The sequence below is a fragment of the Mesorhizobium sp. M0408 genome, from assembly GCF_040321495.1.
In the GTDB taxonomy this organism is placed as follows: domain Bacteria; phylum Pseudomonadota; class Alphaproteobacteria; order Rhizobiales; family Rhizobiaceae; genus Mesorhizobium.
In genome coordinates, this window is sequence record NZ_JAMYRO010000014.1 from 130,280 (window position 1) to 142,687 (window position 12,408).

The 12,408-nt window shown below is 60.3% G+C and carries 6 protein-coding genes and 2 pseudogenes; 5 read left to right on the plus strand and 3 right to left on the minus strand.

Annotated elements, in window-relative coordinates:
* Position 1 precedes the first annotated feature (1 nt).
* The 3 genes from tagH (at position 2) to tssM (ending at position 6,441) form a co-directional block, all read left to right on the plus strand.
* Positions 2–1,057, plus strand: a complete 1,056-nt coding sequence (gene tagH / locus NKI67_RS18215; RefSeq protein WP_352646313.1) for a type VI secretion system-associated FHA domain protein TagH — start codon at positions 2–4, stop codon at positions 1,055–1,057.
* A gap of 457 nt (positions 1,058–1,514) precedes the next feature.
* Positions 1,515–2,855, plus strand: coding sequence for a type VI secretion system protein TssL, long form (tssL, locus tag NKI67_RS18220; RefSeq protein ID WP_352646383.1), 1,341 nt, complete (start codon positions 1,515–1,517; stop codon positions 2,853–2,855).
* Between the two features lie 22 nt (positions 2,856–2,877).
* Complete coding sequence (gene tssM, locus NKI67_RS18225) at positions 2,878–6,441, plus strand: type VI secretion system membrane subunit TssM (protein ID WP_352646315.1); 3,564 nt, start codon at positions 2,878–2,880, stop codon at positions 6,439–6,441.
* Between the two features lie 395 nt (positions 6,442–6,836).
* On the opposite strand, the gene NKI67_RS18230 is transcribed toward tssM, so the two are convergent.
* From NKI67_RS18230 to NKI67_RS18240, 3 genes and pseudogenes are all read right to left on the minus strand, one after another.
* On the minus strand, positions 6,837–7,079 hold the full coding sequence (locus tag NKI67_RS18230; RefSeq protein WP_352646317.1) for a hypothetical protein: 243 nt from the start codon (positions 7,077–7,079) through the stop codon (positions 6,837–6,839).
* A 56-nt stretch (positions 7,080–7,135) separates the two neighbouring features.
* Positions 7,136–7,499, minus strand: a pseudogene (locus NKI67_RS18235) (IS1 family transposase); the annotation flags it as partial.
* Positions 7,500–7,504: 5 nt separating this feature from the next.
* Positions 7,505–7,796, minus strand: a pseudogene (locus tag NKI67_RS18240) (RES family NAD+ phosphorylase); the annotation flags it as partial.
* 1,149 nt (positions 7,797–8,945) lie between these two features.
* On the opposite strand from NKI67_RS18240, the gene NKI67_RS18250 reads away from it, so the two are divergent.
* Together NKI67_RS18250 and NKI67_RS18255 are read left to right on the plus strand one after the other, a co-directional pair.
* The gene (locus NKI67_RS18250; RefSeq protein ID WP_023678600.1) at positions 8,946–9,719 is read left to right on the plus strand and encodes a PP2C family protein-serine/threonine phosphatase; all 774 of its coding nucleotides are present in this window, start codon (positions 8,946–8,948) and stop codon (positions 9,717–9,719) included.
* A 5-nt stretch (positions 9,720–9,724) separates the two neighbouring features.
* Positions 9,725–12,307: a protein kinase domain-containing protein gene (locus NKI67_RS18255; protein WP_352646319.1), complete on the plus strand. Its 2,583-nt coding sequence runs from the start codon at positions 9,725–9,727 to the stop codon at positions 12,305–12,307.
* Positions 12,308–12,408: the final 101 nt, after the last annotated feature.

The following is a 12,408-nucleotide window of genomic DNA, read 5'->3' on the forward strand; positions in this document are numbered from 1 at the left end:
CATGTTAATCAGTCTGCAGATCAGCAATGTCGATGCCCTGCCCACTGGCGTGGCGCCTGGCTACCGATCGCGTAATCGCAGCTTCAAGATCGGCCGCGAACATTGCGACTGGATCTTGCCTGATCCTGACAAGTTCATCTCAGGCCGGCATTGCCAAATCCGATACGAGGCAGGCGCGTTTTGGCTGCACGACATTTCGCGCAATGGCACTTTCATCAATGGATCGAGCCAACGCATCACCGGTCCGCACCGGCTGGACCACGGCGACAGGCTCCTGGTCGGCCGCTACGTCATCTTTGTATCGATTGACGACGAGCATGCAACGCCAAGTCATCCGGAGGCCGACCGAGGTTCGACGCAACGACACATGCCGGTCGCGGCCGATCGGCTGCTTGATTCCGGAGGCGAGCCTCTCTTCAGTTCGGCAGAGCGATGGCTCGGGCAAGCACCGCCATCGACATCGTCGCTGCCTAGGGCCGTCCCCTCGACGACAGACGAGGTGCTGCGGGAAATTGCAATTGGCGCAGGCATCTCGCCGGAATTGTTCCAATTGCGTGATCCGCATGAAGTCGCTGCCGAAATCGGCGCAGTGCTTCGCACGGTGGTCGACCAACTCGCCATGCTGCTGAAGGCACGTGCGGCTGCAAAGACATTGGCCAAGAGCCCACACCGAACGATGATAAGCTCCGCTGAAAACAATCCCCTTAAATTTGTCCCGGGGACCGACGACATACTCGAAATCATGTTCGCGCGGCGCAGGGCTGGCTATCTCGATGCCAGGCGCAGCGTCGAGGACGCGTTCCGCGATCTCAAGGCGCACGAATTTGCCACCTATGCCGCCATGCAAGCTGCACTCTCGCGACTGCTTGACGACCTGTCGCCGGAAGCAATCGGCAAAAAACTCCCGCCGACATCGTTTACCTCGAAGAAGGCCCAAGCGTGGGACGCTTTTGTCGGCACATGGCGGAGCATGGAGGAAGCCCACGAAAACGGCATGCTGGATATATTCTTGGCCTATTTCAGCGAGGCGTATGCCAAAGCCGACAAGCACAAATAGACCTGCGCAACATACTGCACCGCTGTAGCTGACGAAGAAAAGAGCGTCGGCGCACCGCATCATGTTCCAATCGACAACATCTGGGACTACGATCACATACGACAGTTCGCCAAGCGGGTAAGCCTGATTGACCTGGGGGTCTGCGGCAAATGTCACATTGCGGCACCATACTTTCTTGTAGCTCCGGACCGCCTTGCCGGAAGGACCATTGCCTGCCCTATCCAGCCAGGAAAGATCTGGCGCCTCTCGCACGCGAGCGCGGACACTGCACGGCAGCGGCATATCGGCGATGAGCTCGAAGGACGATCCTTTCGGCCCGGTCGGCAAGACCGTCATCCGCACCAATCCACGACGCGGGCAGAATGCGAAACCAGCCGCAAACGAACCGATTGCGAAGACCGTCGCGCCCCCGCATGTCAAGGAATCGACAGTTTTCGATCCTGACATAGGTCGGCATATGCCGCCGGACTGGACATCCGGAACCATTCTTTATCAGGGAGCATCGTCCAGTACAGCGGCCAGAGCCGAGGCCGCCGGGTCAAGGCCGAGCATTCAGCAGGAGGTGCTGCTCGGCGCCGCAGACACGGTAAAATATTCGACGGCAAATCCGATCCTCGCTGGGTCAGCACCGTTGCTCGTCCTGTTCGGGCATCTCAGGCTCGTGCCAGTCGAAAGACAGGCGGCGCCATTGGCCGAACATATCGCCGATGCGATCGAGAGGTTCGACTGGACGCTGGAGAAGTCAGGGGTTCCCGAAGAGGATGCGCGGATCGCGAAGTTTGCCCTTTGCGAAACGGCCGACGATCTTGTGGGCAACCTGCCTTGGGCCGGCGAGGACACTTGGGCACAGCACAGTATGCTGTCGCGGTTCTTTCACATCGAGCCCACCGGCGCCGGCTTTTACGAAGCACTGAACAAGGTGCTGGCCAATCCTGAGCCACACTTAGACCTGCTCGAGCTGATGCATGTCTGCCTATCCCTGGGATTTGAGGGCCAGTATCGTGGCCTGGCGCGCGACGATACCAGTCTCGAACGTGTGCGGCGCGACGTCTACGAGACGCTTCGCTACTTCAGGGCCCGCGCCGGAGAGGACATCTCCCCCCGCTGGCAAGGCATGGCCGCTATGATGGTGCCGTCTTCGACCCGCCTGCCGCTCTGGGGTGTGGCTGCAGCGGCGTCAGCCCTGGTGACGGCCGCGTTCTTCACGTTGCGGGCGTTCATGACCGATGAAGGCGATGCTGCAGCCAGACAATTGCTGGCGCTCAATCCCTCGACGCCTGTGACGATCGAGCGCGCCAGTGTGGAACCCCCACTTGCCAAACCGTTGACAGCCGCCTCGCCTGCCGTGACCGGCCAGATCGACCGCATCCGCTCAGCACTGTCCACGCAAGTCGAGCGCGGCGGGATGACCATCGGCACAAAAGGCGACTTCATCGTAGTGGAGATCAACAATCAATTGTTGTTTCAGTCAGGCAAGACCGAAGTGAAGCCCGAGTTTCTGCCACTGGCCACACAGATTGCCGCAGCCCTTGAGCACGAGCCAGGGCCAATCACGATCGTTGGCCACACGGATAATGTGAAACCACGGAAATCAAGCACGTTCAAATCGAATTTTGACCTTTCGGTCGCCCGCGCGAAGGCTGTTGAGACAATGATCGCCGCGAAGCTTAGCGATCCCTCGCGAGTAACCGCCGAGGGCAAGGGCGAAGATGAGCCAATTGCCGACAATGCGACGTCCGAGGGCCGCGCCAAGAACCGCCGTGTCGACGTGATGATCCCCAAGGAGGAAACGCTGTGAACACCGCCGGTGGGAAACGCCAATGATGCGTTGGCTGCCGCGGATATTCAGCACGGCCGCGTTGGCCGGTTTTGCGGCGGCGATCTGGTTTGCTGGACCTTTGATCCGCTTCGCCGATATCCGGCCGCTGGGACCTGTCTGGTTGCGTGCGACAATCATCGGCACGATCGTGGCGACCGCGGCCCTCGTTTACGCAGTGCGCTTCTGGCATGTGAGAAGGGCGCAAAAAGCGCTCGAGACGGTCATTGCCCGCAACGACGGGCGCAATGACGATTCACCGGTGCTTGAGGCGCGCATGAGTGAGGCCATCGCAGCACTCAAGCGCTCGAGCGGCAAGCGCAATTTCCTTTACGATATTCCCTGGTACATCGTCATTGGCCCGCCGGGCGCCGGCAAGACGACGGCACTGGTCAATTCGGGTCTGAATTTTCCGCTTGCCGGTTCAGGAGACGCCCAGCCGGTGGCCGGTGTTGGCGGCACCCGCTCCTGCGACTGGTGGTTTACCGAAAAGGCTGTGCTGATCGACACGGCGGGACGCTACACCACGCAGGATTCCAATGCTGGAAGCGACAGCAAGAGCTGGCTTGCGTTTTTGTCACTGCTCAAGAAACACCGCACCAGACAACCGATCAACGGGGTTATCTTGGCCATCAGCCTTGCCGATCTCATCAGCCTCGATGACCAGCAGCTTGACGCCCATGTCGTCGAAATACGCAGTCGCCTGAGGGAGATCCACGAGACCCTGAAAATCCAGTTTCCGGTGTACCTGCTTTTCACCAAGGCCGATCTTGTTGCCGGCTTCATGGATTATTTCGGCAGTTTCGAGGAGCCGCGCAGGCGCAAGGTCTGGGGCGCGACATTCCAGACCACAGACCGCAACAAGAACATGGCCGGTGAGGCTCCGGCTGAATTCGATGCACTGGCGAACCGCTTGGCGGACGAGATGCCTGATCGCCTGCAGGAAGAGCCTGATCCGGTCTCGCGCATAGCGATCTTTGGCTTTCCGGCCCAGTTTTACGCGCTCAAGGGCCGAATTGCCAATTTCGTGACCAGCCTGTTCGATCCGGTCCGTAGCCAAGTGAACATCAGCTTGCGTGGGCTCTACTTCTCGTCGGGGACCCAAGAGGGAACGCCGATTGATCAGGTATTGGGCGCAATCGGCCGCAGTTTCGGGAACAATTCCCGCCCCCACCTGTCCGGGACCGGCAAGAGCTTCTTTTTGCACGATCTCCTGACTGATGTCATTTTCGCCGAATCCGGATGGGTTTCGTTTGACCGAGCGAGCGAAAGGCGGGCAGCGGCCCTCAGATATGGCGGCTTTGGCATCCTAGCCTTGATCACTGCAGCGGCCCTTGGCGCGCTCGGGATGAGCTTCATGGCCAACCGCTCGCTGATTGCCTCCACGACGCAGGCGACGAGCCAATATCGCGAGACAGCCGACGCTCTGCTCAAAAGCACGACGGTCACCGATGTCGACCTTGAAAACGTCATCGGGCCGCTCGACCAGTTGCGCAATATGCCGGCCGGTTTTGAAACCAGTGACTTACCGACCCCGATCGAGGAAACGGTCGGCCTTAGCCAGCGGGAAAGGCTTCTTTCGGCATCGACAACGGCCTACCGGCAAGCACTGGAACGAATGTTGCGGTCGCGTCTGCTTGTTCAGGCGGAGCGGACCGTCCAGGCGACGATGGCTGAGCCCGCCGCGCTCTACGAACCGCTCAAGATCTACCTGATGCTCGGCGGCAAGGCACCCAAGGTCGATGACGCATTGATCATCTCCTGGATGAAGCAGGATTGGGAACAGAACCGGTATCCAGGCGAGAGCAACCGCGAAGGACGCGCGCAGCTCGAAAAGCACCTGCGCGCCATGCTTGCGTTGGACGATGCCTATGATCCGGTTTTCGAACTCAACCAGCCGCTTGTGGAAGCCGCCCAACGTTCACTCGGGCGCATGAGCCTTACCGATCGTGCGTCCGCATTGATCAAGTCGGCGGTGTACGCGGCTGCGCTGGACGATTTTTCTGTTTCGCAAAAAGGCGGGCCGGAAGCGCAGCTTGTGTTCGAGCGCGTCGATGGCGGCGATCTGTCGAAGCTCCGTATTCCCGGTCTCTACACCCATGCCGGATTCAACAACTTCTATCTCGGACAGCTTTCGCGCATTGCGCAGACACTCGTCGACGACCAGTGGGTCCTGGGCGGTGGCGGCGAGCAAGGCGGGATCGATCAGGAGTTGCTCCAGCTCGGCCCCGAACTTCTCGATCGCTACGGCAAGGAGTTCGCAGCCGCGTGGAACAGCGTTCTCGATGGTTTGAAATTCAAAGCCATGCTGAACGACAAGCCGAACTATGTCGCGCTTTCCGCCGTTGCCTCACCAAGCTCGCCGATCGAACAGCTTTTTACCGCGATTGCCGAGGAAACAGCCCTGGCGCGCGACCCTGTCTCCGGCGAAGACTCGGGCACTGGGGTGAAAGCCGGCACCCTCATGCGCCAGTACCAGGATGTCGCGGACATGGCCAAGGGCCTGGCTCGCATCGGCATTCAAATTAGCTCCGCAAAGTCGCAAAGCCGTGCCGGTACGGGGTCCGCGAAATTTCAAAGCCAGAGCCCTGGGGCAAACATCGAAGCGCAGTTCAGGTCCCTCCAGGCTCTGGTAAGCGGTCCTTTTGGACACCGACCCATCGATGCGCTGACCCAGAATTTTCGCGACATCCACCAGAGTCTGCAACTGGCAAGCGAGGTCCCCTCGCAGACGGAACGTGTCAACGCCAACCTGCAGCTGCAGATAGCCACCCTTCGCGCCAATGCATCGCGTCTGCCCAAGCAACTCGGCAGAATGGTCAACGCAACTGCAGACGAATTTGAGGGCAACGCGGCTGAAATTTCCTTGACGAATTTGAACGAGATGCTCGACCAGGCCGTCACGCAGCCCTGCGAGAAGGCGGTCAACGGCCGCTACCCCTTCGCCGGCGATGGTACCGAGGATATTCCGATGGCTGACTTCGCCAAGTTGTTCTCTCCAGGCGGCCTGATGGACAGGTTCTTCGCACAAAACCTTGCTTCCTTGATCGACATGAGCGGCCAGGACTGGAGCTGGAACCGGGATGCGCGCTTTGGGCGCGACTTGTCGAAGTCGACGCTGAAAAACTTTCAGCTGGCTGCTGAAATCCGCGGCGCATTTTTCCCGTCGGGTGGGTCAATGCCGTCGGTCAACCTGACCTTTACCCCGTTCTCGCTGAACGGTGATGCAGATACTGCGGTGCTCGACGTCGATGGCCAGATCGTCCAGAGCAACCAGGCTGGCAACACCCCAAGCACTGTGTCCTGGCCGACCGATGCAGCCTCGAGATCCGCCAGTCTGAGGGTGATGCCGGAAATGCCGGGCCGCGAATCCGCAATCAGGTTCGAAGGGCCGTGGTCGCTCAAGAGGTTGCTGGACAAGGCGACGATCACCAGCAAAGACGACACTGTGGAGGCGCGCTTCGTAATCGGCGGACGCGACGTCAGCTATACGATCCAGACCGGTTCCGGAGCCAGCCCCTTCTTCCTTCCCGCACTTTCTGCATTCAGCTGTCCGAAGGCGTTTTGAGAGGATTTGAACCTCATCTGGTGCAACTAGGGCGCCAAAAGCTGCTGCGATCACGGATTGTCCTTCCCTCGGTGAAGTCGCATCGGAGTGAACTCTGGGATAAAGCGCATTTGCCGGTAGTGGGTCAGTTTGAAATCAACCGCCGCGCTTTTTGCCGGGTCAGTTCTTCGGCATTTGGGGTGGCACAAGTTGAATGTAGGGCGTCGTCGGTTCCTTATCAGAGCGAATGCGGCTGGGGGCCGGCTTCCCGTGTTTGCCGAGCGACCTAATGTATTGATAGAGCGATTGCATATCGCTCTCCTCCATCGCTCGAAGATTGTACCAAGGCATCGGTGGAGACGTTCTAATGCGCTTCAGCATCCCTACAAATCCACGTTCGGTCATTACCGAAGCATCTATCCGAAGATTGGTCGCATAGGTCGTGCCCAGGGGCCGCGCCAACCGACCGAGTTGCCCATTAAAGCCTTTTCAGGATCAATCTTGCCTTCTGTTTCGCTGTAGCCTTCGGTATGGCAATCGTGACACCCGCCGATGATTGATACCTGCAACCCTCGTTCGACCGATACTTCGCCTTGAGCGAAGGCTGCAATTGGGGTCGTGAGACCGGCTAACAGGAAAAACAGGCTTGTGACGCGCATCCTTCCCTCCCATGCGTTCCGCTAAGCATATATGAGCCAACGTCCGAAGGCGACGGCTAGCTTGAAAGGCTCTTTTTGTAAGGGCCGCAAACAGCCGGTTTCTCGCCTTCCTTCGCTTCGATTAGCGCAACGATGTCACTGATCTCCCAAAGCTTGCCAGTCCGCCAGCGGCCATCGCCGAGGTTATGCGAAGCGCAGCATGGATGCGGACGAAGTTGTAATACGTGAAGTGCAGAGCCACGGCGTTGGCGTGAGCCTCCACTTTTTTGAGAAGCCGTTGGTCAGGCGCGTGAAGCGGCGCATATGCATCCGCATGGTGAGGTACTGACGCTCGGCAAATGACGTGCTGACGTGTTTGATGTCTGGGTTGACTTCGATCCGTTGTTTCTGTGCATCAGCGCATTCGGCGGGGCTGTAACGGCCCTTTCCGCCATGCCGACCATGAGGCGTTGAGGATTGCGTAGTAGTGTTTCGGCCAGCGCGCCGCGAAGCGTCAGCCCGGCATAGAGGACTCCGAACCGTCCACCCGCGCTGTCAAAACGGGTCGTTGGTGCCACGCCTCGTCCCGGGCCAAAAAATGGGGTCGAGCCAAGATCGGTGAATACGGTGCAACACCTGACCGGCTTCTATGTCGTCAATAGGAAGCGAGATATCGTCAAGCCAATCAGGAGGAGGAGGCGCCTGACCGGGTGGACCGCGGCGCGCGGCTCGATCCACGGAGATCACGCAAAGCCATCCACAGCCTCACTGCGTAGAATGCGCAGAACTGAATCCGCCTCGCCCGCCCTTAACGCCTCCAGTGGCGTGCGCTCTCCGAGCACGGAGTCGGGGCGAGCAAGAAGTCCAGCGCCATCCACGGTCCGGCTGAAGTGTAGGCCCGCACAACGTTCGCGATGCCGGGGACCACATCCGTTTCGTCAAATTGGCAAGCAGGATATCGCCAGTCGCTCCCCTGCCGAACGGCAAGCAATGACCCGGCTCGCCGGCGCTTGTCCACTGCCTGCCGCGAGATGCCGAGCGGCCGCCCGGCGTCCTCGGCCGACAAGATGCCGCCCGCAGCTCGATCAGAATCTTGCGATGTTCGACGTTTCTTGCCAGGGCGGGGACCAGTCGGTCGAGCTCTATGACGGCTGACTCGACGACGTCCGACTGGTTGAGAGGCCGGGCGAGCGAACCGGCATCGGTCGGGGCCGACAATGCGTCAGAGAGAACCTTTGGCGAGGCAGTGGCTGCATGCGCTCAAGCGCCGATGTGCGCGTCGAAGAAACACTGCCTGCAGACTATCAGACCCGATAATACGTTTGTTTAGCGCTGGCCGAGCCATGGTGATCTCGCTGGGTGACATCAGGAATATATAGAAACGACGTTGCCTCCATCAACCAGCCGGATGTCACGGGTGAGGATCGATACTTTGGCATATACCGTGCCTCCTGTTTCTATGCCGGCGTCGGCCATGTGCGCTGGGTTGCACGCCGCTCGCTCGGATCCTGAAAGAAGTCGGGTCCACGGCAGTGGCATCCAGGTGGTCTTCTCTGGCGCCAATGATGGGGAGATCACATGACGTCATTCCGCACAATTCTCGGGTACTGACAGCTGCCTGCTTGGTTGTGAGATGAGCGGGAACGCTTAGGCACCGGCAAGCTGTGACAGACGGGGAGATCGCAGTATGCGCAGTTGAGCAGGCAACGGAGCGCAGTTGCGCCCTCAAATCATCTCTTGAGCTCTTTCTCGTGGTGACCCGCCACAACGGCCACGCGCTCAACGCTAGATTTCGATATTTTAATATTCGAGCCTGTGGCAAAGTGGCGCCAGCGAGCGCCTGAGAGTGCGCTGCAGAGGACGCTTCGAGAAGCGCTTGGTGGCAAGTTGAGCGATGTCGCTCTTTCCTTTGAAAGTTTCGGCGTGAGCCACAATGGCTGTGTCCGTGAGCACAATGAAGACAACTATCTGGTCGAGCCGCGAACCGGCCTGTGGGTGGTGGCCGACGGAATGGGTGGGCATGAAGCCGGAGAGGTTGCTTCAGCCAGCATCGTCGATCATCTGGCCACGATCGGCATTGCCAGTTCCGCCCCGGATCTTCGTGCACGCTTCGAGGACAGGCTGAGCCGTGCCAACGCCGAGATCCGCAGGATCTCCGAGTCCCGCGGCATAACCATCGGCTCCACCGTTGCCGCCCTGTTGGCGAGGGATGGGCGATTTGCCTGCCTATGGGCGGGCGACAGCCGGGTTTATCTGATCCGCAACGGCTCGATCTCACAGATCTCGAAGGACCACACCGAAGTTCAGGAACTTCTCGACCGCGGCATGATCAGCGCAGCCGAGGCGCTCACCTGGCCGCGCCGCAATGTCATCACGCATGCGGTAGGCGTCAGCGACGAAATCGTCATCGATTTCCAGCAAGGCGAAATCATGCCGGGAGACATCTTTGTGTTGTGCACCGATGGGCTGACGGCGCATCTGACCGATGCCGAGATCGGCGCCGCGGTTGTGACTGCGACACCTCAGGCGGCCTGTGAGGCTCTGCTGAAAACGGTGCTGGAGCGAGGCGGGACAGACAATGTCACGATTGTGCTGGTAAAATTCGCAAACAGAAGCAATGGACACCCCCCCTACCCTGATCTGTCCAGAGCAGAGGGTTGAGGCCGATGAGCGCCGACGACAAGACGCGAATATCGCCGCAGCTGGCCAACACCGCCGTCGGCACGCAGCTCAGCGGCATCTACGAACTTGACGAGCGGATCGCATTCGGCGGCATGGGTGAGGTCTACCGCGGACACAACATCCAGACTGGCGACCATGTCGCGATCAAGATCGTCCTGCCCGAATTTGCCCGCGACCCGACGATCTTGTCCTTGTTCCGCAAGGAAGCGTCGATCCTCAATCACCTCTCGCATGATGCGGTCGTGAGATATCACGTCTTCACCATCGACCCCGGGATCGGTCGTCCTTACCTTGCGATGGAATTTGTCGATGGCGAGTCGCTTTACGACATCATCCGACGTGGCCCGATGCCGACTGAAGAGGTACGCAAGCTCTGCCATCGCCTCACGTCGGGTCTGAGCGCCGTGCATGAAGCGGGAGCAATTCACCGCGATCTCTCCCCGGACAACATCATCTTGCCGGGAGGTCGGGTCGATCGCGCCAAGATCATCGATTTCGGAATCGCGCGATCGGCGACCGTCGGCGGTGAGACCCTGATCGGCGGAAAATTCGCGGGAAAGTACAACTACGTTTCCCCCGAACAGCTTGGGCTATACAGCGGCGATGTCAGCGAGCAGTCCGACATCTACAGCCTGGGGCTGGTGCTGGTTGCCGCCCTGCGCGGCAAGCCGATCGACATGAGCGGGTCGCAATTCGAGATCATCGAAAAGCGCCGGACCGTGCCCGACCTGTCCGACATCGACGACGATTTTCGCGGCATTGTTGAAGCCATGCTGCAGCCGGATCCGCGAGACCGCCCAGTGAGCATGGCGGAAATCGCCAGGATGACGCGTGACGAGGACGAAGGGACAACGCCGCCGACGTTCATCCCAAACCGCGACAGGCCGGGTCTGCCACGAGCGGGGCAAACGCTTGCGCCCGATCTGAAGGCCTCGTCCCCGCCGTCCAATGTCTTGGGCCACGACGCGCCTTTGGCAGGCTCGGGCGGGCAGCGCTTTGTCCCGCATGTCCGGCCAGCGCTTTTGTCCGAACCGCGGGCCTCACCGATCGCCGCGCCGCCACGTGCGGTCGTGGGCGCTGTTCCTGGAAGGTCCTCAAAGACGCGAACCATCGCAATCTCTGCCTTCGCGGCATTGGCTCTCGCCTCGGTTGCCGGCCTTTATTTCAGCGGCTTTACAACGCCCACCGCGCCGAGCGCCAGCAAGACCTCGCTTTTCGCGCCAGAGCCACCACAGCCTGCACCCCAAGCAACAATGCCTGTCCCCGAAGCATCGATTCCTGAGGCAGAGGCGTCAAAGCCGCTGGCGACGGACAATGATGCGGACTCCCCTGAGCCGCCACAGGAAGTTCCAGCCCCAAAGCCGCAAACGGAGGCTACATTAGCGCCAGCTGAGAATCAGGCGGAGGCCGCAGTTCGAATGCCGCCGCCGGCAGCGTCGCCCAAGATGCTCCCGAAACCCGAGGAAACGTCGAAGCCGTCGGCAAGTGCGGCGCAACCGCCGGCCGAAAACGCAACGCCATCAGTTCAGCCCGATACGCCCCCGCCACCTGCCAAAATTGCTCCCGCCCTCCCGCCGGTCGAAAAAGCTCCGACGGCGCCCGCGACCCAGTCAGGTGCCGCGGCGAGCCAGAAGCCTGAACATCAGGCAAGCCACCAGGCGGAGGCGAAACCGGCCACGCCCGCCCCCAAACCGGCTGCAGACCAGGCAGATGCGACGAACGCACAGGAGCAGCAGGCCGACCTCCCGCCGGCCATACACCAGGCAAGCCGGCCGGCGAAGGCGATACCAGCAGCGCCCGTTCCAGAGCCGGCTGCACGCCAGGCGGATGCGACGAGGGCAAAGGAGCAGCAGGCCGACCTGCCGGCGGCCAGAGAACCAGACCAGGCCATTGTCGCCCTGAACCTGCCTAAGCCAGAAGTTGCCCCGGTAATCGACGATATAGCGCAACGTGTCTCGTGGGTTCGCGACTTCAGCGGCGGCGACTGTTTCTACGCCGCCGTGACTTCGATAACCGACAAGACCGCTGCCATCGAAGGATTTGGAACCGCGGTCCAGCCCTTCGAGCAGATGCTGGCTGATTTCCAGGCAAAGTTCCACGTTGAGCCGGACATCAACGTGCGCCTCATTGAGCCGAGCCAGTGCGAAGTCACCAATTTCCTGCGCTTTCTGGGGCAGACTGCTGGCGAAAAGCCGCAGCTTGTTCTCGATCGAACATCGGTGCCGAACGGTACGCCGATCAGCGGTACGCTGGTGACGCGTGGCGGGCTCATTTCCAGCGTGCTGCTGATCGACCACAAAGGCATGATGTTCAACCTCGACGACCGCATGGTCGTACAATCGGACAAGGCTACCTTCAGCATCCCGATCAGTCTCGGCGCCGCCGACAGGGCTGCAGGCAAGGCCGTGCCGCAGATCATCATGGTGATTACCGGGCCCCAGGATATCCAGGCGGCTGCGTTCTCCACGCCAGTGCCAGCCTCGCGGCTGTTGCCCAAAATCCTCGAGGAAATCGAGACCAACGCTCAGTTCTCGGCCAGTGCCAAATATTTCCGGCTCGGCGGGTAGTATGGGCGTGCAATGGAACTCTGCCGCTCGCGTTTGCCCCGCTCGTCTGACGGCCTGCCCGTAAAGCAGCGCCATCGGTTTCGAGCCTTGCTTGTCTTGAC